We start from the raw sequence: 22,695 nt of genomic DNA, 5'->3' as shown, positions 1-22,695 counted from the left end.
TAATGTAGGAGATGATTAAAATGGTAAAAAAAGGAGAATGGGTACGCATTCACTCTGTAGTACTCAAGGCAGAAGAAAGAACTGCTAAAATTCCTGAAGATACACAGAAATGTGACCTGCAGATGTGGACAAAGGGCACATTGCAGGAAGATGCAGAAATCGGCGATGTTGTTACCGTAAAAACTGCATGCGGTCGTATGGAAAAGGGCACTTTAATTGAAGTAAACCCGTACTATACACACAGCTACGGCAAATTTGTCCCTGAAATCATCGAGATTGACAAACAGCTGAGAGAAATCATGTTTGGAGGTGACAAATAATGACACTGGCAAAAGATTATGATTCCGTTATGGGCAGATCCAATGAGATTCAGAGAAAAGCACTGGGTCTTGACTACGCAGAATTTGAATCCGGTTCAGTAGCTTTTGACTATGAGGCACTGATGAAATCCACCGGTTACACCCTGGAAGAAGTTGCAAAGATTCAGGCAAAAACTGCAGTAGGAAACACACCGCTGATTGAATTGCGCAACCTGACCGCGCTGGCAAGAAAATATGCAAAGCCGGGCTATGGCGCAAGAATTTTTGCAAAGGACGAGGCAGCCAACGCTTCCGGTTCCTTTAAAGCAAGAAGAGCGGCATGTGCAGTAGCACACGCTAAGAAATTAGGTTATAAAGGCGTTATCGCAGCAACTTCCGGAAACTACGGTGCAGCAGTTGCTTCCCAGGCAGCAATGCAGGGAATGGAATGTATCATCGTACAGGAATGTTACGATTCCAAAGGTGTTGGACAGCCTGAAATTGTAGAAAAAGCAAGAAAATGCGAAGCTTACGGCGCTGAAGTTATTCAGCTGACTGTAGGACCTGAACTGTTCTACACATTCCTTTCTGTTCTGGAAGACACCGGATATTTCAACGCTTCACTGTATTCTCCGTTCGGCATTGCCGGCGTAGAAACACTGGGTTACGAAATTGCAATGCAGTGTCGTGAACTGGTTGGCAAAGACCCGGATATGGTAGTCTGCACCAATGCAGGCGGCGGTATGATGACAGGTACAGCAAGAGGTCTATTAAAGGCTGGCGCTGTTGATACAGAAATGGTTTCCGCTTCCATCGACCTGACCGGACTGCACATGGCTTCCGACGAGCAGTTTAATAAGAAATCCTGCACCACAGGTCATACTGGATTTGGTGTACCTTATGCAACTGATCCGGACCACTCTGATGTTCCGCGTTCTGCTGCAAGACCTCTGCGTTACATGGATCGTTATGTAACTGTAACACAGGGTGAGGTTATGTACATGACAGAAGCACTGGCTAATCTTGAGGGTATCGAAAGAGGACCGGCAGGAAATACAGCCCTTGCGGCAGCATTTTCTCTGGCGCAGGAATTGCCTGAAGATGCAGTGCTTGTCATCAGTGAAACTGAATACACCGGCGCTGGTAAACATATTCAGCCGCAGCTTGACTTTGCAAGAGAAAACGGCATCGAAATCAAGTTCGGAAACCCGCAGGAAGAAGACAAGCCGGGCGTGAACATCATTCTGCCGAAGGATCCAAGCTTTGTAAAACACAAAGAAGCTGACATCACTCACTTCAGAAAGTCTTTAATCAAGAAGGCAGTAAAGAAGGCAGGCGTAGAGAAACTGACTGACGAGGATATTCAGTTCTTAGTAGCAGAAACCAACACTGATACCGATTTTGTTATGGCAACACTTGCCGAACTGGGATATTAATATCTTTAGCATAAAGGAGAAAATAGAATGAAAAGAGCAGACGATTTCGAACAGAGAAGAAAGCATATCGCAAATCTTTCTGACGAAGAACTTTACAACAGATTCTGGGAACTGACCGCCCAGGTTGTTGACCCGCTTCTTGAACTGGGAAGAAAAAACACAACCCCTTCCGTTGAAAGAGCCGTTTTACTGAGAATGGGCGTTTCCTCCCTGGATACGCAGAAAATCGTAGAAGGCTGCATGGACAGAGGTCTGATGGGACACGGAACAGGTCATGTAGTTTACAAAATTTCTAAAGACAAAGGCATCTCCATCAGAGAGGCTAGTGAAAAACTGGCTGCTGGCGAATACTGGGACGATGCAGTAGCACTGTTCAAGGAGGGTAAATAAAGATGGCAGATATGGTTTTAAAACACAATGAAAAATTAGATGTTAGAAACATCTTAAAAGACCTCGATAAGTATGAACCGAGAAGAAAAGGCTGGACTTGGAGAAAACCTGCTCCTGGTCTTAAAATGGGACCTTTTGAGTATCATGATTGCTCCGAACCTTTGAAGAACGGCGTAGGTCTTCCTCCTGCAAAGTACTTTGAAGATATCGATCCGCAGCCGATGCCGGTTATTACAACTGAAATCGCTTCCGGAAGATTTGAAGACGATATCAGAAGAATGAGAATGGCTGCATGGCATGGCGCTGACCATATCATGGTTATTCGTCATATGGGTCAGTCCCATATCGACGGTCTGATGGAAGGTACTCCGCAGGGTATTGGTGGTATTCCTGTAACTCGTAAACAGGTGAGAGCACAGAGAAAAGCACTGGATATCATCGAAGATGAAGTTGGTCGTCCAATCAACTACCATTCCTACGTTTCCGGCGTAGCTGGACCTGATGTAGCTGTTATGTTCGCAGAAGAAGGTATCAACGGTGCGCACCAGGATCCGCAGTACAACGTACTTTACAGAGATATCAACTGCGTTCGTTCTTTTGTAGACGCTTGTGAATCCAAGAAAGTTTTAGCTTGGGCTGGCATTCTGCAGATTGACGGCGCACACAATGCAAACGCAACCGCAAGAGAAGCGTGGAAAGTAATGCCTGAGCTGATCGTGCAGCACGCAATCAATTCTCTGTTCTCAGAAAAAGTAGGCATCAAACCGGAAAATATTGCGCTGTCAACTGTACCTCCGACAGCAACACCAGCACCTTGTATGTACTACGACCTGCCGTATGCAGTAGCTCTTCGTGACTTCTGCGGCAGATACAAAATGAGAGCACAGCAGAACACTAAATATATCTGCTCCTCCGCAAGAGAAGCAACTGTAACCCATGTTATGAACATGGTTATTTCCAAGCTGACCAGTGCAGACATTCAGTCCACTATCACACCGGACGAAGGAAGAAACGTGCCTTGGCACATTTACAACATGGAGGCTGTAGACAACGCAAAACAGGCACTTCTGGCAATGGACGGTCTGATGGAAATGGTTGAACTGAAGAAAGATGGTCCGCTCCGTGAAATGGCTCGTGACCTGAAAGAAAGAGCTTGCCTGTTCATGGAAGAAATCATCGAAGTCGGCGGATATTTCCAGGCAGTTAAGGAAGGCTTCTTCGTTGACTCTGCAAAATATCCTGAAAGAAACGGCGATGGTATCGCAAGAAATCCAGAAGGCGGCGTAGGTTACGGTTATATCTTCGAAAGAGAAGAAGATTACATGGCTCCTGTAACTGCACACTTCGGTTACAATAATGTGGAACAGTACGGCGGAGATCCTGCAGATCCAGCAGCACTCATCGGCGGATGTACTTTTGAAGATAGAAGCAAAATCGTCTTCATCGATGAGCTGGATGAAGAAGACTGCGTAGATCGCAGACTTGAAAAAGTTGCTAAGTATTTGGACGGCGAAGCTATCAAGCCTGAAATGGAATGGTGCGGAGACGGCGTAGTCATGATGACCATGATGATTCCTGCAAATACCAGAACTGCAGAAGCTGCAGCACTGGAAATCGGCAAGAAGCTTGGCCTTGAAAATCCTGAAGTAATCAGTAAGGAAGTAATGCAGGAGGCAGAAGGCACTAGAATCGAAATGAAGGGTAAGGTTAACTTCGATGTTGATCCTAGCGCTCTGGAAATTCCGCCTGAACCACATCATCTGGATGATGCAACTCTGTACAACGAATTTGAAAATCATCCGATGGTTGTCGTATGCGGTACTGTTGGTGAAGACGAACACTCTGTAGGTCTTCGTGAAATCATCAACATCAAGCACGGCGGTATCGAAAAATGGGGAATCAAAGTAAACTACCTGGGCACTTCCGTTCCGGTAGAAAAGCTGGTTGACGCTGCTGTAGAATTGAATGCAAATGCAATTCTGGCATCCACCATCATTTCCCACGATAATATTCACTACAAGAATATGAAGAGAATCAATGACCTGGCTGTTGAAAAAGGAATCAGAGATAAGGTGATTATCGCTGCAGGCGGTACACAGGTAATTCCTGATGACGCTGTAAAGACTGGCATTGACGCTGGATTCGGCAGAGACTCTCACGGTATCGACGTTGCAACTTTCTTATGTGAAGAAGCAAAGAGACGCAGAGGCGAAATGTAATGAAAGACCTAAGGGGCGGGCAAATGCCCGCCCCTGTTTTGCAAATGCCGCTGCTTAGGCAGTCATAGCGCAGGACATGGCGCTACTTGAACTGACTGATACAGGGAAAAAATTTAAAAAAAGGAAAATAATGGTTGAAAGCGATCTGCAAACATTGTACAATGAAAGTAGAACCGCTTTGTCATTATTATATTTTTGCAGTTACGCTTAACGATCCACAAAAAATTTTAGGAGTTGCGTTGAAATACTGACAAAGCAGACAAAATAGATGATTTTTGTCAGTTTTGTCAGCTTTTCCACCCAAAATCCTGACTAAAATGACAAAATAAAAGAAATACGTCAGTTTTGTCAGGAAGGGGGCTAAAAAACTGTGATTTTGGGGATCAAATTAGAAGAAATACTGACAGAAATACAAAAAAAGCAGGATTCTGTCAGCAAAGAATTGAGAACTTGTCCACCGGGTACATTGCTGCAGGTTAAAGAACGGGGTAGAACTGTGTATTATCATAATGTCTGGATAGATGGAAAAAGGCAAAGATTCAGCTTAAACAAACATCCGGAGATGGTGGCGCTTTTGGCAAGAAAAAAGTATTTGGAAATGGAAGCAAAAATACTGGAAAATAACTTGAGTGCATTGCGAAAAGCCATAGATGGATTTTCTGATACGACTCCCGAACATATTCTGAAACAGCTTCCGAAAAAATACAAAGAATTGCCTAACTCATTATTTTTTCAAACTACAGAGCAAACGGAAGCAGAACGTTGGCAAAATGAACTCTATGAGCAGAGTGATTATATGCCGGAAAAGAAAATTCATTTGACATCTAAAGGTCTTGCGGTCCGTTCAAAATCAGAACTGATTCTTGCAGAAAAGTACTATGAATTCAAGGTACCGTTTCGTTATGAGCAGATTCTGAGAATCGGAAAGTATACGTTAGCGCCAGATTTCACCCTCCTTGCCGCCAGCGGCAAAATTTATTACTGGGAACATTGTGGTCTGACCGGAAATCCGGCGTATATGAAGAAACACAAATGGAAAATGGATGTATATGAATCAGCAGGTATTGTCCCTTGGAAAAACCTCATTGTTACCTATGATAATGAGCAGGGCACCATTGATATTCCGATTATAGAAAGTGAAATTAAAAATAAATTGATAATATAACAGATGGGGAGGTATACGAGTGAAGGTAGATGTTTTAGTAGCCGAAATTGGTTCGACCACCACAGTAGTAAATGCGTTTAAAGATTTGGATACAGAAAATCCATTATTCTGGGCGCAGGGGCAGGCACCGACTTCGGTCATGGATGGCGATGTACGTATCGGACTGCAGGGAGCTATTGATGATCTTTGCAGAAAAATGAAGATAGACAGTTTGGAGTATGATGAAATGCTGGCGACCTCTTCGGCAGCAGGCGGTCTGAAAATGACAGTGCATGGACTTGTCTATGATATGACTGCAAAAGCGGCAAAGGAAGCAGCGCTCGGCGCAGGCGGCATCATTCATTATGTAACTGCCGGAAAGCTGAGGAGAACTGACCTTGCAAAAATTAAAGAAGTCAACCCGAACCTGATTTTGATTGCAGGCGGTGTAGATTACGGTGAACGGGAAACTGCTATCGACAATGCGGAGAAAATTCGTGCATTAGGACTGAATACTCCGATTATTTATGCCGGAAATATCGAAAATCAAGAAGAAATGAAGCTGATTTTTGACGAGGAAAGCGGGCAAAAGTTATATAACGTAGAGAACGTTTATCCTAAAATTGACGACCTCAATGTAGAACCTTGCAGAAAGGTAATTCAGGATGCTTTTGAAGAGCATATTACCAATGCGCCTGGTATGGAACACGTGCGGGATATGGTAAACGGTCCGATTATTCCGACCCCGGGTGCAGTGATGGAATGTACTAAGTTGCTCTACGACTGTTTGGGAGACCTGATTGTGCTGGATGTTGGTGGCGCAACCACAGATCTGCATTCCGTAGCAACAGAATCCGATAAAATCGCTCGCATTATGGTTTCTCCGGAGCCAAAGGCGAAACGTACCGTAGAGGGAGATTTAGGTGTTTACGTAAACCGAATGAAAGTCATCGAGTCCATCGGCGAAGAAAAGCTGCGTAAGGAATGTGAAAAAATGGGAATCGACCTCGACAAAACCCTGGAAACCTATGTTGCCATTCCTAAGACAGAAGATGAATTTAAGCTAGTAGAACGCTTAACAAAGGAAGCGGTTTTGAAAGCAGTAGAACGCCATGCAGGTATTATCCGCTATATCTACGGACCGTCCGGCAGAAGTACCGTAGCTGAAGGCAAGGACTTAACTCCGGTAAAATATATCATAGGAACCGGTGGCGCTCTGACCCGTCTGCCGCACCGCGTTGAAATTATGCAGGAAATTGCAAAACATAATGAGACCGGCATGATGCTGTTCCCGACTGAGCATGCACAGATTCTGGTAGACAATGACTATATCATGGCGTCTCTGGGCGTCTTATCTAAACACCATAGAGAAGGTGCAATTCGTCTGCTGGAAAAGAGCCTTGGCTTCAAGTTCCCTGAGAAAAAGGAGCAGGATTTTACTGCAGTAAGCAAAGCTATGGCAGATGTGAACCGAGAAGCAGAAGAAGCAAAGCAGAGGGACGAAGAATATCGCAAACACATTGAAGAAATGGAAAGCCTGGGTTATGATATGACAGCCTTCAAAGAGGAAGAAAAAATCGGCGGAGCCAGCGAAGAGGAACTGAAAGCTGCCCGTGATGCTGCTTTGGCGAAGAGCGAAGAAAAGGAAAAAGCAGAAATGCGAAGCGGTCAGGGTGTCAAAGGCAAATGGGCTGCAACAACTGAAGGAGGTGGGCAGTACATGGGAGACTGTACCCACGATTGTAAGCATTGTACAAGAAAAAATTGCCCGAACCGGGTAGAGTAGGAGAGTAACGATGTATCCAAAATTACAGATAAATTTAAAGAAACTGGAAGACAATCTGAACGCCTGCGCAGCTATAACCAAAGAACGGGGTGGCTGCTCACTGATGATTGTTACCAAAGGACTTTGCGCAGACAAAGAGATGGTAAAGATGGTGGCAGAAAATCCTCATGTGGATTTTATCGCTGATTCCAGAGTGAAAAACATTGCCAGTTTTTCGCAGATGGCACGTACAAACGGAAAAAAGACTGTGCTACTGCGTATTCCGATGCACTGCGAGGTTTCCGAGGTCGTCAAATATGTGGACTTGTCCTTTAATTCAGAGCTTTCAACCATTAGGCTGCTGAGTGAAGAGGCGAAAAAAGCAGGCAAGGTTCATGACATTCTGCTGATGATAGACTTGGGCGATCTGAGAGAGGGGATTTTCTTCCAGGATGAGGACCTGATTGACGAAGCAGTCGAAGAGATTTTGAAGATGGAAAACATCAATCTGTATGGCATTGGTGTAAATTTGACCTGCTACGGCGCAATTATTCCGAAGAACGAAAACCTTTCCCAACTGGTTGCAATCGGTCAGCGACTGGAAGAAAAGTATGGTATCAAGTTAGAAATGATTTCCGGCGGCAATTCCAGCTCCATCTATCTGGTGGACAAAGGGCAGCTGCCAGAGGGAATTAACAACTTGAGACTTGGCGAATCTTTCCTATTGGGCAATGATACTGCATATGAGACCAAACTGCCGGGTACTGTCAGCGACGGGCTGATTCTGCAGGCACAGATTATTGAACTGAAAGAGAAACCTTCCCTTCCTATCGGGGAAGTAGGCGTCGATGCTTTTGGAGAAAAACCTTACTATGAGGATAGAGGCATTATGAAGCGTGCCATCATTGGTATCGGTAAGCAGGACACCGACCTTGGCAGTATGACGCCCCTTGATACCCAGATTGAAATCATGGGTGGCAGTTCCGACCACATCATTTTGGACGTGACCCACTGCGATAAAGACTATCAGGTCGGAGACATTGTGGAATTTGAACTGGGGTACGGCGGCATGCTGAAAACAGCAACAAGCCCGTATGTAGAAAAGGAATATCTAAGATAAAATAGAAGAGAGAAGCCAAAGAAACGGGCTTCTCTTTCATTTTATGCATATGCCGCCGGACAAGTTTCTCGTAGTCTACAGAAATCGCAGGCACGGAGTGATTCCTCTACATCGCGTCCAATACCGATGAAGCTGCTGACCGACTTTTGCGGGTGCATCATAAGGCTTGGTGACAGGGTGATGCCGATATCTTCAGGTCTGAGCAGGGCGAAAAGCTCCCGCTGAAGTTTGATATCCACTTCGTGCTGCCCTGGACTCCACGGAAACGAAACGCTTGCGCCGGTGTCGGAAAGCTGATTCTTTATTTTGTTTCGGAGCCAAGTGTGACCGCAGTCTGCTATGGCAGAACCCCAGCCGTCATAGAAAAGCTGTTTCAGATTATCACTTTCGCTTTCAGCCAGTTCATCGTAGCTAAGAACGGTGATGGCTGCAAATACGATTTCCTCTGCACCGGAAAAAAGATGAGACAGCATTTCGCTGCGGATAGTCGTACCATCAACGAGGCGAATCTCATCGCCGGAAATCGCATCAACGGCAAAGGACTCACATATGCCCCTTACAGTAACCGAGTCGAAGATCCGCTGCCGGGTTTCTTCGTACTGGGCAGAAAAACGCTTCAGCGCTTTTTCTTTCTTCATCTCGATGAGTTTGAAAAACATGTCGTCAAGACCTTCGATCTCGGTAATGGGAATATCAAAGGTCTGCCTTTGCAAAAGTGCCATGGAAATCACCTCTCTTAATTTACTGGTATTTTCGATTGAAAAGGACACGTTGGGGAAGTCGGACTTCTTAAAAGTGTGTGCTTATCAATCGAAGATACATGTTGAAATTTAGAATTTCTCAATACTGCATAAATCCATGATGAATACGGTTATGCCGCCTGCAGGCTTTTTAATAGGAATTGGCGGAACCAGACTCATCTGTTCACAGCCTGGCGCAGTCACGTTTTGATAGGTGGTCTTTTCACGCACACCGGCGTTAACCTTGAGTATTTCTAAAACTTCTGCACACTTAGACTCGTCAGTACCAATCATAATTGTTACATTCTTTTTGCGAAAAAAACCACCGGAAGAGTTAAGTACAGTGACGAAAAATCCGTTCTGTGTTAAATCATGAATGGTGTCCTCATAGTCTTCTCCGTTTAATACAGCCATAATTAGCTTTTGCTGTTCTTTTTCTTTCATTAGTCTACCTCCCAATTGAATCTTGATTTATTATACCATGGCGAAGCCTCTAAACATAGAATCGCAAGCCATGATTCGATGTTCTCTCAGGCGTCAAAATCTTTGATTTTATTTGCGCCGTGAGGTTATTATACCACAAAATATGACCAAAACTGAATAAAATATTTTGGGAAAATGGGAAAATACATAGGAAAAGTAGTACTTTTGTGAGGTCAGCAGAAGTAGTGAATTGATTTTAATACACAAAAATGTTAAAATAGTCTCACATTACTTTAAATGGCTAAAGAAAAATGAAAGGAAGACAGTATTATGAAAATGAAGAAATTAATTGCTGTACTGATGGTTGCAGCACTTCTCTTCACGACAGCAAGCTGCGGTGGCGGCGATAATGGTGGCGGCGGAGAAGCAAAAGATTCTCTGACCATCGGTATTGATGCGGACGCTGTAGCACTTGACCCGCTTCGTATCAATGATACATTGACAATGTCCATTCTGTCTAACGTATATGAACCACTGGTTCGTATGACTAACGATGGTGAAATCGTTCCTGCGCTGGCAGAAGAATGGAAAGTTTCCGATGATGGATTGGTGTATACGTTCACAATCAGAACGGACGCAACTTTCCACAATGGAGATCCAATTACAGCAGAAGATGTAAAATATTCACTGGAAGCTGCTGCAGAATCCTCCTACACCGGACCGTACATGAACTTTATCGATTCCGTTAAAGTCGTGGATGAAAAGACAGTAGAAGTTACACTGCAGTACGCATATGCACCGTTCCTGGCACTTTGTACAACTTATTCTCAGGTTGTAAAAGAGGACTTCTATAAAGAAGGCGGCGAAGTAGATATGTCCAAGAGCCCGATTGGTTCCGGTCCTTATAAGTTCAAGAACTGGGCACAGGGTGACAAGATTGAATTCGAAGCATATGACGGATACTATAAGGGCGAACCTAGCATTAAGAATTTAACTTATAAGATTATCCCGAACTCCAGCACTGCAACAATGGCACTGGAAAGCGGCGAAATCGACCTGTCTCTCAATGTTTCAGAGGCTGACATTAAGGCACTGGAAGAAAAAGACGGTATCACATTACTGCAGAAACCGTCCACTGCGTTCTACTTTATCGGTATGAACACTAACGTAAAAGAACTGAGCGACGTAAGAGTTCGTCAGGCTATCGCAAAATGTATCAACAAGCAGAATATGATTGATGGCGCACTGAACGGTTACGGAACTCCGACCAACACTTTCATCGCTGAAGGCGTTTTAGGCTATGATCCGGATTTCAATCCGCTGCCTTACGATGTTGAAGAAGCGAAGAGGCTGATGAAGGAAGCAGGATACGAAAATGGATTCAAGATTTCCATGAGTATTCCTGAAAACCGCAGCACCCACGCACAGATTATCAAATCCGACCTGGCTCAGATTGGTATCGACTTAACAATCAATATCATCGAAACCGGTAAGTTCTGGGACGATCTTGAAAATCTGGATTACGAAATGATGATTATGGGCTGGTCCTACGTTGTTATGGACCCAGATGTTGGTTACTATTCTCTGTATAAGAAAGACGATATGTCTGGTAACTATACTGGATTCGGTGATGCAGAGACTGATAAGCTTCTGGCAGACGGTCGTGTAGAAAGCGATCCTGATAAGAGGGCCGCTATCTACGCAGAACTGGAAGAAATTTATCAGACCGCAGCACCTTACGTTCCGCTTTACTGGAGAGTAGACGCTGCAGCACACAACTCCAACCTGACAGGCGTTGATATTCCTCCATGCGGATTCTACTACGTATACGACTACGCATGGAAATAAAAAAGACAAGTAAATCAAACTAGAAGAAGAAACGCCGGACCCTTCGGCAGGATGTGGTCCGGCATCTTGTATTTTACGGAGTGAACTTATGTATAAATATATCTTAAAGAGACTGGTAATGATGATACCGGTACTGATAGGTATCTCGATCATCATCTTTACCATCATCTCGCTGACACCGGGAAACCCGGCGAGACTGATACTGGGAGAGCGAGCCACGCAGGAAGCCATAGACAAGCTCAATGACGAACTGGGATACAACGACCCACTTCCAGTAAAATACGTCAACTATATGATTGACCTGGTACAGGGCGATATGGGAACTTCCTACAGAACAGGAGGCAGCGTAGTCAGCGAAATTGCAGAGCGATTCCCAACCACACTGCTGCTTGCAGTGCTGGATATTTTTCTGACATCAGTCATATCCATACCCCTGGGGGTATACATAGCAATCAAGAAAAATTCCATAGCAGATAACGTGTTTACCATAGTCGCGCTGATCTTTACAGCCATGCCGTCCTTCTGGCTGGGCATGCTTTTGATGCTTGCCTTTGCGGTAGGGCTAAACTTGCTTCCGGCAACAGGTTCAGATTCCTTCGCCTGCTTTATCCTGCCGGCATTTACCGTAGCGCTTTTATCGGTAGCACAAATCATGAGAATGACACGATCCAGCATGCTGGAAACCCTGCGTTCAGACTACATGAGAACCGCAAGAGCAAAAGGCGTAAAAGAAAACAAAATCATCTGGAAACACGCAATCAGAAACGCACTGCTTCCAGTTGTAACGACAATGGGCGTAAACTTTGGATGGGCACTGGGCGGCTCAGTCATCACAGAAACCGTATTCGGCATGAGCGGCGTCGGAACACTGACCCTGCTTTCCGTTCGTTCCAAAGACGTGCCGCTGGTCATGGGATGCGTCCTGTTTATGTCCCTTCTGTTCAGCGTCATCACCTTGATCGTAGACATATCCTATGCGTTCATTGACCCTAGAATCAAAGCGCAGTACGGATTTAAGAATAAGACGAGAAAGAAGACCAGAAGAAAGGAGACTAGTAATGTTCAACCGCAAAGCTAAAAACCTGGAACTGGCGCTGGAAGTGCAGGAAAGCCGCAGCTTCTGGCAGGACGTAGGCAGAAGATTTATCAGAAACAACAAGACCATCATAGGCCTTGTGATGCTTGCCATCATCGTACTGATGTGTCTTTATGGAATGATTTTCCTGGATTACGAGACACAGGTCATCAACCAGGATATCCCAAACAAACTGCAGACACCTTCCCTGGCGCATCTGTTTGGAACAGATGACCTGGGACGAGATATCTTTAACCGTATCGTATACGGAGCCAGATATTCCCTGTTTATCGGATTTTCAGCCACCATTATCAGCCTTTCAGTAGGCAGTATTCTGGGCTGTATCGCAGGATACTTCGGCGGAAAAACCGACAACATCATCATGCGTTTAACCGACGTATTCATTGCCATTCCGTCCACGCTGATGGCAATCGCAGTAGTGTCCGCACTGGGACCGAACTTCGCAAACCTGATCATCGCCATCGCCCTTGGAGATATACCGGGCTATGCGAGAATCATCCGCTCTTCCGTACTTTCCATCAGAGACAACGAATTCGTAGAAGCCTCTGTGGCAGTCGGTGGAAGCAGCATACACATTATGGCACAGCACATCTTCCCAAATACCCTGGCAGCACTGATTGTACAGGCGACCCTGGGCGTAGGATATGTAATCATCGCGGCCTCCGGACTGAGCTATCTGGGACTTGGTGTTATGCCACCTGCACCGGAATGGGGCGCAATGCTCAGTGAAGCGCAGGCACAGATTCGTTATTTCCCTCATCAGGTAATATTCCCGGGTATCGCAATTGTAGTAACCGTACTGGCATTGAACCTTTTGGGCGATGCACTGCGCGATGCGATTGACCCGACCCTGAAAGACTAAGGAGGAGACAGTATGGAAAACATGGAAAACAAGAACAACGACATCCTCCTGAACGTTGAGGATTTACACGTACAGTATGATACCAGCGATGGAACCGCCTATGCCGTCAATGGAATTTCATTCCAGATTAAGAGAGGGGAAACCTTTGGACTGGTAGGGGAAACCGGCGCGGGAAAAACAACGACAGCCCTTTCCATCCTGAAGCTGCTGCCGCAGAAAGTAGGCAACATCAGCAGAGGAAAAATCGAGTTTGAAGGAAAAGACCTGGTACAGTATTCAGAAGATGAAATGCGTGATATCAGAGGAAGCCATATCAGTATGATTTTCCAGGACCCGATGACCTCGCTGAATCCGGTACTGACCGTAGGTGACCAGATCGCCGAAGCCATCGAAACCCATCACCCGGAGCTTTCCGATGAACAGGTAGAAGTCCGTGTAGACGAAGTATTGAAGCTAGTTGGCATCACAGAAGACAGAAAATATGAATATCCGCACCAGTTTTCCGGCGGTATGAAACAGCGCGTTGTCATCGCCATGGCGCTGGTGTGCGATCCGATGCTGCTCCTTGCAGATGAACCGACCACAGCCCTTGACGTAACCGTACAGAATCAGGTGCTGGATATGATGAGTAACCTGAAGGAAGAGTTGAACACTTCCATGATTATGATTACCCACGATCTGGGCATCGTATGTCAGATGTGCGACAATGTAGCCATCATGTATGCAGGAGAAATCATCGAAATCGGCAGCGTATATGATATCTTTGATTTTGAAAAACCGCACCACCCTTATACCAAGGGACTCTTCGGATCTCTGCCGAGTCTGCAGGGAAGCTCAAACCGCTTAAAACCGGTAGACGGTCTGATGCCAGACCCGATGGATCTGCCTGGCGGCTGCAAGTTCCATCCAAGATGCAAACATTGCGAGGAAATCTGTAAGAGCAAGGCGCCGGAGGTGTTCACTGAAGGAAGTCATTCTATCAGATGCCACCTTTACGAAAAATTAAAGGCAGGTGAGATTTAAACATGGGAACACCACTGATTGAAACGAAACATTTAAAGAAATATTTTAAGACCGGTTCCGGCATGCTTCATGCAGTAGATGATGTCAATATCAGCATTGAGCGGGGGCATACTCTGGGCGTAGTAGGAGAATCCGGCTGCGGAAAGAGTACCTTGGGAAGAACCATATTGAGACTGCTTCCGGCAACATCGGGCAGCGTCCTTTACGAAGGAAAAGATATTCAGAAGCTGGGCGCTTCTGACATGAAGAAAATGCGTTCTGAAATGCAGATTATCTTCCAGGACCCTTATGCCAGCCTGAATCCGAGAATGTCAGTCAGCCAGATTATCGAGGAACCGCTGAAGGTAAATCATATTTACAAGGATAAGGCGGCAAAGGATCAGAGAATTCTGGAGCTGATGGATACAGTAGGACTTGCAAGAAGACTTGCAAACAGCTATCCTCATGAGCTGGACGGCGGCCGTCGTCAGCGCATTGGTGTAGCAAGAGCCCTGGCGCTGAACCCGAGCTTTATCGTCTGTGATGAGCCGGTATCTGCACTGGATGTATCCATTCAGGCACAGGTTCTCAATCTGATGATGGATTTGCAGGATTCCATGGGACTGACTTACATGTTCATCACCCATGACCTTTCGGTCGTACGCCACATTTCCACCCATATTGCAGTGATGTATCTGGGGCAGGTTGTTGAATACGCACCGTCGCAGGAACTCTTTGATGATCCGAAGCATCCGTACACCAAGGCGCTTCTGTCTGCCATTCCGATTCCGGATCTGGCTTACAGAGGAAAGCCGAGAGAGCTGATTAAGGGTGAAATCACAAGCCCGATTGATCCGAAGCCGGGCTGCCGGTTTGCGACTCGCTGTCCTTATGCGACGGAAAAGTGTACGGGCAGAAATCTGGAACTGACAAATGTAGGATCTGAGCATCAGGTTGCCTGCGTGCTATATGAGGAGTAAATGATGATTATTAAAAATGCTAAATTGTTTTTAGATGAACCTGGCATTTTTGAACAGCTGGATATTCGATTAGAAGGTGAGAAAATCGCTGAAATCGGTGCAAATATCACAGGTGGCGTCGATGAGGAAATCATCGACGCCGCCGGCTGTTTTGTGACGCCGGGACTCATCGAAGCCCACTCCCATATCGGTATGTATGAAGAAGGTATCCAGTGGGAAGGCGATGATATCTGCGAAAACGAACCGGTAACGCCGGAAATGCGTTCTATTGATGCACTTTTTCCGGGCGATGTGGCTTTTGCAGAAGCCTTGACCGGCGGCGTTACAACCATGTGCACAGGCTTTGGCAGCGGCGGTGTTGTAGCAGGGACTGCGGTTATCGTAGAAAATAACGGTTCTTTGATTGTTGATGACATGGTTTTGGTTTCCGATGCGGGTATGAAGTGTGCCTTTGGGGAAAATCCGAGAGATTTTGGACGCAGAGGAAAGCAGCCTAACACCAGGGCTTCAGTGGCATTTATGCTGCGGGAATGTCTGCAGGACGCTGTTGACTATAAGGCGGAAAAAGAAGAGGCATTGAAAAAGGGTGATCACTTTAAGATTGACCTGGGCATGGAAGCAATGGTTCGGGTCATCGATGGTGAAATTCCAATCAAAGCTCACTGCCACCGCTCTGATGATATCTGTACGGCAATTCGAATCTGCAAGGAGTTTGGAGTTCGTGCGACTTTAGATCACTGCACTGACGGGCACCTGATTGCAGAGCATATTGCAAAATCAGGCTATCCTGCCATCGTAGGACCGACCTTTGGTTCCAAATCTAAATATGAGCTTAGAAACAAGTCCTTTGATACTGCAGCGGTTTTAGTCAATGCAGGGGTTAAGGTTGCAGTGACTACGGATCACAATGTGACGCCGCAGGAATCTCTCAACTGGCTTGCCGCCATGTATATGAGAAATGGACTGTCTGAGGCAGATGCCCTTCGCTGTATCACCTGCAATCCGGCAGATATTCTTGGGATTGCGGGCAGAAAGGGCCGCTTGCTCGCAGGTCTTGACGGCGATGTTGTCATTTGGGATAAACACCCGCTTGATCTGCAGGCGAAGCCAAAACGAGTTTACGTCAGGGGAAAGGAAATGTACCGGGCGTAAATTTTGATTGAAAAGTGCATAGAAGGTAAGAATATAAAACGGAGTTGTCTGTGCGGACAGCTCCGTTTGGGCTATATGATGTGAATTATGAAGGAGTAGTTAAGCTTTCGAAAGAGGTATGAGAGGGAGAAATCAGGGTGGAATTTAAAAAGATTTTTGATTTTCGTACATTTTATGATAAAAAGATTTGCGATTTTCGTACAAAAGTGATATTATGTAGGAAAAGAGGAGGAATGAGATGGTCTTTAAACGGAAAATTTACGAGAAAATGATGGAATGGAAAGAACTGTCCGGTAGCGAGAGTGCACTTCTAATAGAGGGAGCGCGTCGAATTGGAAAGAGTACCATTACTGAAACTTTTGCACGCAGTGAATACGAAGACTATATTCTACTCGATTTCGCAAAAGAGAAGAAAGAGATTTTAAGGAACTTTGAAGAAAATATAGGCGATTTGGATACTTTTTTTAGAAATCTATTTCTCTTAAAAGGGAAATCTTTGAAACCGAAGCAATCCGTAATCATTTTCGATGAAGTGCAGCTTTTTCCATTAGCAAGACAGGCAATCAAGTACCTGGTTGCAGATGGAAGGTATGATTACATTGAAACGGGGTCATTGATTTCGATTAAGGAGAATGTAAAAGATATTTTGATTCCATCGGAGGAGTATAAACTGAAAATGTATCCGATGGATTTTGAAGAATTTTTATGGTCGACGGGCGATGAAATTACATTCTCTGTTGTGAAAGAAGCTTTTGAAAGAAAAAAAGCTTTGGGTGGGGATATTCACAGGCAAGTTATGCAGAAATTCAGGACTTATATGGCGGTAGGAGGCATGCCACAGGCAGTAAGCGCGTTTGTAAATGGCAGAACTTATGAAGAAATTGATTTTGTAAAAAGAAATATCTTGGATTTATATGAAGATGATTTAAAAAAGCATGATACCAATCACAAGGAAAGGGCCTCCGTTGTTTTTAAAACGATACCGGAGCAGCTTTCGAATCATAATTCTCATTTCAAGTTATCTATTTTAGATAAGAAAGCAAGATATGAGCGTTATGTGGACGCAATTGATTTTGTTGCGGAGTCTATGATGGGTAATGTATGTATTAATGTAACGGCACCGGAGGTTGCGTTGGAACTGTATGCAGATAGGGGAAACTTCAAACTCTACATGGGGGATACTGGGCTGCTGGTGACTCAAATTATGAGGACAGGTGATACCTCTGATGAGAACCTGTATAAATCGCTGATATTCGATAAGCTGGGAATCAACCAGGGTATGATTATGGAAAATATGGTAGCGCAGATGTTGCGTGTAAGTGGTAGTGCGCTGTATTTTCATGAGTTTAAGTATCAAGGGGCAGATGCAGCAAAGGAAAGTAAGTATGAGATTGATTTCCTGACAGTGAGAAAGAGAAAAATTGTTCCCATAGAAGTAAAATCATCAGGATATAAGCAACATAAATCTTTTGATTATTTGCTGAAAAAGTATGACTTAAAAGTGCAGGATAAATATATCCTGTACACAAAGGATTTGCTGTATGAGGATGGAATCACATATCTTCCGATTTATATGGCGGGATTAATATAAGGGCAAAAAACAGAGGCGGTCATATATGACCGCCTAAACTTTTTAATTCTGATTGTGACAACGCAACCATTAGTCCTTTTTCTTTGGTTTCGGATATGGGGTCGGGTCATCGGTGAATCCGTAAATATAGTCGACACTGGTCTCAAAAAGATGGGATAAGAGCTCTGCCTGGTCGGAAGTTGGCTTGCGTTTACCTGATTCCATCTTAGAATAATTGGACTGATCGATACCGGTCTTGAGTTGCACTTGGAACTGTGTCAAATCTTTGTTTTTTCTTAACTGTTTAAGTCGACTCATTGCAAGTTAACCTCCTTTCTAAGAAATATTATGACAAATTACCATACAAAAAATAGGTCAATTTGACCTATTTTTGGAAAAGACGCAGGAGGCTGGAATAATATCCCATTTTTGACCAGTTATCCGAAAAAACGACCAGTTATCCGAAAATGTTTGTAAGGCGCTTGACGTTATGCTAGAATTAGGGTGAATTAACATATTCATATACATATTTTTATGGTATAATTTCATTAAGAATCATTATGATTAAGGGGAATTACAATGAAAGTATGTATTTGTGATGATTTAGCAGAAGAACTTGAGTTGCTGAAAGCAGCTTGCCAGACATTTTTTGCAGAGAGAAATGTACAGGCGGAGATTGTATGTACGCAGGATCCAGAACACCCCATCAAGCATGAATATGATCTTTTGATTTTAGATGTGGAAATGCCAAAGAAGAAAGGTACTGCTGTAAAGGATCAGTTGATGGGAAGGGAGCGGCCGTTGATTATTTTTGCAACCAGCTATCAGGAAAACATCGTGGATGCTTTTGGAACTAATGTGATTGGATTTTTAGCAAAGCCTTTGGTATGGGAAAGTTTTGAGCTAAAGATGGATTTGGCTGTACGGCTGCTTTTAGCTGGCAGGATGCTGGAACTTTCTCCTGTGCTGTATGAGCATAGCGAGAAGATTATTATGTTTTATACGGAGCAGAGATATACGAAAGCGCTTCTGGCAGACGGCGAAAAAACGCCTTTATCTGCAAAAAGTCTTTCTGCATGGGAAAAAGAACTGGAAGATTTGTATTTTGTTCGAGTGGATACATCTCATCTGGTAAACTGCAAGCATATTGTGGATGCATATGACGATATCTTTGTACTGCGTGACGGGCAAAAGCTGAAAGTCAGCAGAAGGCGAAAAAAGGACTGCTTTGAGAAATTGCGGCAGTATAACTTGCGGTTTTCTAAATTTGCATAAAGAATAGGAGGAAACGGTATGACACCACTTGCACAGCTACTGGAAGTATTAGTTTTACTACTTTTGTTTAAAGGCGTTCTTGGCTATGAGTTTAGAGAAGAGAATCGGTTTCTTTGTGTAGGTTTGGTGATTCTGTTTGTTCGCTGTGCTATGCTGTTTATCTTGCCGGAAGATTATACTTATTTAATCTGGCGCAGTATACTGTTTCCGGCAGCGGCGATGCCGTTTTTCTTTCATGGCAAGTGGAAAATCAATCTGGCAGCGGGAATCTGTATGATGCAGATGGTTTGGGTCATGTATAGGCTGAATATGGGAATCTGGATTGTAGCAGTCAAAGGTGATGTCATTAAAGTTGAGCTACCTCTTTGTTATTATCTGGGTCTTGCAGAGTGTCTGGTGGCTCTCTGTGTGCTGAGCTTGATATTAAGGAGAAAGAAGGAAGGAATTTTCACGCATATGGAGCTTTTGAATGTGTGGATGTTTGTTCCTTTTTTTGTTTGTATTTGGGGAATAAATAATACTGGCTGGTCTTTTAGCACAAGTACTACCGGAAATATTGCTGAAATTGTTCAAGGAAAAAATTTAATTAGAGACGGATTTTTAGGAGTCTTAGTCCTTTTTATTTTTATTCTCACCTGCTGCATGCAGTCTCAGCGGAGAGAGATGAAGCGTCTGCTTTTACTGAATCAGAAATGCCTCGCCGAGCAGACGGAGCAGTATAGCAGGCAGAGCCTGATGGATGAGGAGCTGCGTAAGTTCAGGCATGATTACATCAAACAGATTACAACGCTGCAGCAAATTGCTGAGGGAACGGATATGGACAGAGTTCGGGTTTATCTGGAGCAGATTGCCGGAGAAAAGATAAAGAGTGAATCTTTCTTTTTAACCAATCATTTGGTCTGTGATGCGATTCTGAACAGATATGGGGATGCCTGCAGGAAACAGAAGATGAAAATCAGCGTGGAAGGAAAGTTCCCGGAGCATCTGCATATCCCTGAGGTGGATTTGTGTGTCATTCTTACCAATGGGCTGCAGAATGCTTTTGAAGCGGCAAGCCTTTGCAAGGAGGGAGAAATCTCTGTAAAGGTTGAGAATAGAGAAAACTTTGTTACGATTTCCATTCGCAACAGCACGCTGCAGAAACCGCAGCGGCAGGGAGACGGACTTGCAACGACTAAGGACGATAAAAGGAATCATGGGATTGGAACCAGAAATATGGCAGACGCCGCGCGGAAAAGTGGTGGAATGGTTGAATGGAATTTAGAGGAAGAGGGATATGTTACGGCAAATATTCTGATTCGAGGAAAAAAGAAAGAATAGAAAAGGACGAAAGGCAATTGGGAAAACCACCTGATTGCCTTAAAATTTTGACATAAACTGGAAAATTTGACCAGTTGACCGAAAAAATGACCAGTTATCCGAAAGTTCTTGCAATTTTGTTGACATGATTTTATACTTGAGACATAAAGAAACACAGAATAAAAAACAAAATTGAAAGAAAGGCAAAAGATGAAAAAGAAATTATTATGCACAATATTAGGATTATCATTAATTATGACAATAGCAATTATGCCGGCATTTGCAGTATCCGTCCCCGTAGGTAATACGAGTGGAGAACAGGACGCTGCAGGAAGTGTTTCCATTTCAAAGCAGGAAGCGGAGGAACTTTTGTCTGAAAAGCTGGATGAAGCAGCGAATGTGCTTGGTGATGAAAACCTGGACATGGCGATGTGCCCGATGAGCGATGGAAGTTTATATGCGGTGAAAGCGTATGATATGGGCGATGACTGCACGTTGACTGTAGAATTGAGAGACCAAAGTGAACTCGCAGTGGGAATCCCGTCTGTCATGCCTCTTGCGACATCAGGCAGCAATGAGATGTGGAAAGACTATGGAAATCGCTACTTTACAGGAAAGGCGACGGTGACAGTTGGAGGAGCTAGTGTTACTTTGGGATTAGAAAATCATTATATATTGTCTGCAAATGGGATTGATGAGAACTTTGGCAAGGATGTGAAAGATGCACCAGTGGGTTATATTGTTAATGCAGGAACGCCGGTTGTCACCACCAGCACAGCGAGAAGCGTAGGTTCCTCAGTCAGCATGTACTGCAATTTCACTTGCAAAGCAGGTATGACAACCGCCAAATACAAGATGAATACCAGTGTTAAATACCTGGCGCAGAACAAGACCGATAAACAGGTCAAGGTGGGACATTCCTGGAATTTGACGAAGACCTCATAAGGAAGAATGAGGGTATTGGGAAATAGAGAAATCTAGCGAAAGTAGGCGGGAAAATTGAGAAATCTTCAGGGAAGCGGATAGGCAGATGAAAACCTGCAAAGAAAAAGAGTTTTCTAAAATAGCAAGATGGATTAGGAGCCCAATTTAAGTTATTTAGGAAAACTCTATGGAAAAATTATACGATAAATTTGATGAAAAAGCAAGACTTGAGAGACTTTGATTAGGAATCGAAAGGAGAACGGCATCAGAAAATTTTTATGAATGATATTAGCATTGTCTTTGGTTTTGGGAATGGGAACGGCAGCGTTTGCGGAGACATCGAATGACACAACGGGCAAATTAGGTCATACAGTGGAAACATCTACTTGTAATGAATATGCAATGCTGAAAGAGCTGGCTAAAGAAAGTGAATTTAGTCTTGTTAAACTAGGCTACACAAAATCTGAGATTGTAGAAATCAAGGATTACAAAGAAAATTATACCAAGCATCTTGAAAAGTTGGATAAACTGGAGGATCAAGGGCTAACTAATCTCGGGTATGATGAAGAACAAATAAAAATGATTAGAACATTTAAAGGAAGTGAAGCGGAATTGTATGGACTCTCAGCAACACTGTCTTTAAATGTCGTAAAGACTGACTTTCGATACAAGGAAACAGAACGTTCAAGAGGGACTTTTTCATACGAATGGACATGGAGTGGGATTCCGATGTCGACCTCAACGGATATAGTTGCAGCAAGTTGGAATGACTGGGAAATCGTTTCCCGTAGTAGTACAATTAAGTACTATGATATGACGACTGGTAGTTATGAAAAATCCACTACTGGTACAAGAAAAGATCCAACCTCTTCAGGAGGGATAGCAGGTGCAGGGTATACATTTCCGTTAAGAATTTCGAAAGAAAATTTATTTGCTAAAAATGGAAAAGTTTCTCTTAATTTGATTTCAGATGTATTTTCAAGGAAAGTTTTCTATTATTATGCAGCTTATGGGCATACGGTACTATCAGTATCTCCATCGTTTGCATTATCTGGTTCAGGTATAAATGTCGGAATTGAATTCAGCTCGGGAGTTGAAAAGTTGAGTCCTAAAAAAGGAAATAGTACACCAAAAGTTATTTCTTAGAGCAT

At 44.0% G+C, this 22,695-nt stretch carries 21 protein-coding genes; 18 read left to right on the top strand and 3 right to left on the bottom strand.

What is annotated here, in order from left to right; translation table 11 throughout:
• The first annotated feature begins 20 nt into the window (after nt 1-20).
• The 7 genes from ortA to orr all read left to right on the top strand — a co-directional run bounded on the left by ortA (nt 21) and on the right by orr (nt 8,373).
• Complete coding sequence (gene ortA, locus D1155_RS03090) at nt 21-320, top strand: 2-amino-4-oxopentanoate thiolase subunit OrtA (RefSeq protein ID WP_160200957.1); 300 nt, start codon at nt 21-23, stop codon at nt 318-320.
• Nucleotides 320-1,735: a 2-amino-4-oxopentanoate thiolase subunit OrtB gene (gene ortB, locus D1155_RS03085; RefSeq protein WP_160200956.1), complete on the top strand. Its 1,416-nt coding sequence runs from the start codon at nt 320-322 to the stop codon at nt 1,733-1,735. Before ortA ends, ortB begins: the two co-directional genes overlap by 1 nt.
• 27 nt (nt 1,736-1,762) lie before the next feature.
• On the top strand, nt 1,763-2,125 hold the full coding sequence (locus D1155_RS03080; protein WP_160200955.1) for an ornithine aminomutase subunit alpha: 363 nt from the start codon (nt 1,763-1,765) through the stop codon (nt 2,123-2,125).
• A gap of 2 nt (nt 2,126-2,127) precedes the next feature.
• Nucleotides 2,128-4,344 carry a D-ornithine 4,5-aminomutase subunit OraE gene (gene oraE, locus D1155_RS03075; protein ID WP_160200954.1) on the top strand — a complete coding sequence of 739 codons (2,217 nt, stop codon included), beginning with the start codon at nt 2,128-2,130 and terminating at the stop codon, nt 4,342-4,344.
• Between the two features lie 370 nt (nt 4,345-4,714).
• The gene (locus D1155_RS03070) at nt 4,715-5,509 is read left to right on the top strand and encodes a hypothetical protein (protein ID WP_160200953.1); all 795 of its coding nucleotides are present in this window, start codon (nt 4,715-4,717) and stop codon (nt 5,507-5,509) included.
• A 19-nt stretch (nt 5,510-5,528) separates the two neighbouring features.
• Entirely contained in the window at nt 5,529-7,274 is a 1,746-nt protein-coding gene (locus D1155_RS03065; protein WP_347560959.1) for a GlmL-related ornithine degradation protein, read from the top strand.
• A gap of 10 nt (nt 7,275-7,284) precedes the next feature.
• Nucleotides 7,285-8,373 (top strand): ornithine racemase Orr, encoded by a 1,089-nt coding sequence (orr, locus tag D1155_RS03060; RefSeq protein WP_160200952.1) that lies wholly within the window; start codon nt 7,285-7,287, stop codon nt 8,371-8,373.
• A gap of 41 nt (nt 8,374-8,414) precedes the next feature.
• Here the strand turns inward: orr and D1155_RS03055 are convergent, their stop codons facing one another.
• Together D1155_RS03055 and D1155_RS03050 are read right to left on the bottom strand one after the other, a co-directional pair.
• Nucleotides 8,415-9,095 carry a vitamin B12 dependent-methionine synthase activation domain-containing protein gene (locus D1155_RS03055; protein WP_160200951.1) on the bottom strand — a complete coding sequence of 227 codons (681 nt, stop codon included), beginning with the start codon at nt 9,093-9,095 and terminating at the stop codon, nt 8,415-8,417.
• A 108-nt stretch (nt 9,096-9,203) separates the two neighbouring features.
• Nucleotides 9,204-9,557, bottom strand: a complete 354-nt coding sequence (locus D1155_RS03050) for a cyclic-di-AMP receptor (protein WP_160200950.1) — start codon at nt 9,555-9,557, stop codon at nt 9,204-9,206.
• A 309-nt stretch (nt 9,558-9,866) separates the two neighbouring features.
• On the opposite strand from D1155_RS03050, the gene D1155_RS03045 reads away from it, so the two are divergent.
• From D1155_RS03045 to D1155_RS03015, 7 genes are all read left to right on the top strand, one after another.
• Nucleotides 9,867-11,384: an ABC transporter substrate-binding protein gene (locus tag D1155_RS03045; protein ID WP_160200949.1), complete on the top strand. Its 1,518-nt coding sequence runs from the start codon at nt 9,867-9,869 to the stop codon at nt 11,382-11,384.
• A gap of 88 nt (nt 11,385-11,472) precedes the next feature.
• Nucleotides 11,473-12,462 carry an ABC transporter permease gene (locus D1155_RS03040; RefSeq protein ID WP_160200948.1) on the top strand — a complete coding sequence of 330 codons (990 nt, stop codon included), beginning with the start codon at nt 11,473-11,475 and terminating at the stop codon, nt 12,460-12,462.
• On the top strand, nt 12,443-13,342 hold the full coding sequence (locus D1155_RS03035; RefSeq protein ID WP_160200947.1) for an ABC transporter permease: 900 nt from the start codon (nt 12,443-12,445) through the stop codon (nt 13,340-13,342). Before D1155_RS03040 ends, D1155_RS03035 begins: the two co-directional genes overlap by 20 nt.
• A gap of 12 nt (nt 13,343-13,354) precedes the next feature.
• Complete coding sequence (locus tag D1155_RS03030) at nt 13,355-14,365, top strand: ABC transporter ATP-binding protein (protein ID WP_347560956.1); 1,011 nt, start codon at nt 13,355-13,357, stop codon at nt 14,363-14,365.
• A gap of 2 nt (nt 14,366-14,367) precedes the next feature.
• Nucleotides 14,368-15,324, top strand: coding sequence for an ABC transporter ATP-binding protein (locus D1155_RS03025; protein WP_160200946.1), 957 nt, complete (start codon nt 14,368-14,370; stop codon nt 15,322-15,324).
• The gene (locus D1155_RS03020) at nt 15,325-16,476 is read left to right on the top strand and encodes an amidohydrolase (RefSeq protein WP_160200945.1); all 1,152 of its coding nucleotides are present in this window, start codon (nt 15,325-15,327) and stop codon (nt 16,474-16,476) included.
• A gap of 238 nt (nt 16,477-16,714) precedes the next feature.
• Complete coding sequence (locus tag D1155_RS03015) at nt 16,715-18,067, top strand: AAA family ATPase (RefSeq protein ID WP_160200944.1); 1,353 nt, start codon at nt 16,715-16,717, stop codon at nt 18,065-18,067.
• Nucleotides 18,068-18,136: 69 nt separating this feature from the next.
• On the opposite strand, the gene D1155_RS03010 is transcribed toward D1155_RS03015, so the two are convergent.
• The gene (locus D1155_RS03010) at nt 18,137-18,364 is read right to left on the bottom strand and encodes a helix-turn-helix transcriptional regulator (RefSeq protein WP_160200943.1); all 228 of its coding nucleotides are present in this window, start codon (nt 18,362-18,364) and stop codon (nt 18,137-18,139) included.
• Nucleotides 18,365-18,625: 261 nt separating this feature from the next.
• On the opposite strand from D1155_RS03010, the gene D1155_RS03005 reads away from it, so the two are divergent.
• The 4 genes from D1155_RS03005 to D1155_RS02990 all read left to right on the top strand — a co-directional run bounded on the left by D1155_RS03005 (nt 18,626) and on the right by D1155_RS02990 (nt 22,690).
• A complete protein-coding gene (locus D1155_RS03005) occupies nt 18,626-19,321 on the top strand; it encodes a LytTR family DNA-binding domain-containing protein (RefSeq protein ID WP_160200942.1) in 696 nt (231 codons plus the stop codon).
• 18 nt (nt 19,322-19,339) lie between these two features.
• Nucleotides 19,340-20,641 (top strand): GHKL domain-containing protein, encoded by a 1,302-nt coding sequence (locus D1155_RS03000; protein ID WP_160200941.1) that lies wholly within the window; start codon nt 19,340-19,342, stop codon nt 20,639-20,641.
• 234 nt (nt 20,642-20,875) lie between these two features.
• Nucleotides 20,876-21,565: a hypothetical protein gene (locus D1155_RS02995; protein WP_160200940.1), complete on the top strand. Its 690-nt coding sequence runs from the start codon at nt 20,876-20,878 to the stop codon at nt 21,563-21,565.
• 261 nt (nt 21,566-21,826) lie between these two features.
• The gene (locus D1155_RS02990) at nt 21,827-22,690 is read left to right on the top strand and encodes a hypothetical protein (RefSeq protein ID WP_207709509.1); all 864 of its coding nucleotides are present in this window, start codon (nt 21,827-21,829) and stop codon (nt 22,688-22,690) included.
• The last annotated feature ends 5 nt before the right edge of the window (nt 22,691-22,695 follow it).

The sequence above is a fragment of the Anaerotruncus sp. 80 genome (assembly GCF_009936115.1).
Taxonomy (GTDB): Bacteria; Bacillota; Clostridia; order Peptostreptococcales; family Anaerovoracaceae; genus Senimuribacter; species Senimuribacter intestinalis.
The sequence above is the reverse complement of the archived record's forward strand: the minus strand, read 5'-3'. Positions and strand labels throughout refer to the sequence as shown.

Coding starts and splice junctions, on each gene's coding strand:
- D1155_RS02990 (WP_207709509.1), top strand. CDS start 21,827: ATGATATTAGCATTGTCTTTGGTTTTGGGAATGGGAACGGCAGCGTTT.
- D1155_RS03045 (WP_160200949.1), top strand. CDS start 9,867: ATGAAAATGAAGAAATTAATTGCTGTACTGATGGTTGCAGCACTTCTC.
- D1155_RS03035 (WP_160200947.1), top strand. CDS start 12,443: ATGTTCAACCGCAAAGCTAAAAACCTGGAACTGGCGCTGGAAGTGCAG.
- orr (WP_160200952.1), top strand. CDS start 7,285: ATGTATCCAAAATTACAGATAAATTTAAAGAAACTGGAAGACAATCTG.
- D1155_RS03025 (WP_160200946.1), top strand. CDS start 14,368: ATGGGAACACCACTGATTGAAACGAAACATTTAAAGAAATATTTTAAG.
- D1155_RS02995 (WP_160200940.1), top strand. CDS start 20,876: ATGACAATAGCAATTATGCCGGCATTTGCAGTATCCGTCCCCGTAGGT.
- D1155_RS03040 (WP_160200948.1), top strand. CDS start 11,473: ATGTATAAATATATCTTAAAGAGACTGGTAATGATGATACCGGTACTG.
- D1155_RS03030 (WP_347560956.1), top strand. CDS start 13,355: ATGGAAAACATGGAAAACAAGAACAACGACATCCTCCTGAACGTTGAG.
- D1155_RS03080 (WP_160200955.1), top strand. CDS start 1,763: ATGAAAAGAGCAGACGATTTCGAACAGAGAAGAAAGCATATCGCAAAT.
- ortA (WP_160200957.1), top strand. CDS start 21: ATGGTAAAAAAAGGAGAATGGGTACGCATTCACTCTGTAGTACTCAAG.
- D1155_RS03020 (WP_160200945.1), top strand. CDS start 15,325: ATGATGATTATTAAAAATGCTAAATTGTTTTTAGATGAACCTGGCATT.
- oraE (WP_160200954.1), top strand. CDS start 2,128: ATGGCAGATATGGTTTTAAAACACAATGAAAAATTAGATGTTAGAAAC.
- D1155_RS03010 (WP_160200943.1), bottom strand. CDS start 18,364: ATGAGTCGACTTAAACAGTTAAGAAAAAACAAAGATTTGACACAGTTC.
- D1155_RS03000 (WP_160200941.1), top strand. CDS start 19,340: ATGACACCACTTGCACAGCTACTGGAAGTATTAGTTTTACTACTTTTG.
- D1155_RS03015 (WP_160200944.1), top strand. CDS start 16,715: ATGGTCTTTAAACGGAAAATTTACGAGAAAATGATGGAATGGAAAGAA.
- D1155_RS03005 (WP_160200942.1), top strand. CDS start 18,626: ATGAAAGTATGTATTTGTGATGATTTAGCAGAAGAACTTGAGTTGCTG.
- D1155_RS03055 (WP_160200951.1), bottom strand. CDS start 9,095: ATGGCACTTTTGCAAAGGCAGACCTTTGATATTCCCATTACCGAGATC.
- ortB (WP_160200956.1), top strand. CDS start 320: ATGACACTGGCAAAAGATTATGATTCCGTTATGGGCAGATCCAATGAG.
- D1155_RS03050 (WP_160200950.1), bottom strand. CDS start 9,557: ATGAAAGAAAAAGAACAGCAAAAGCTAATTATGGCTGTATTAAACGGA.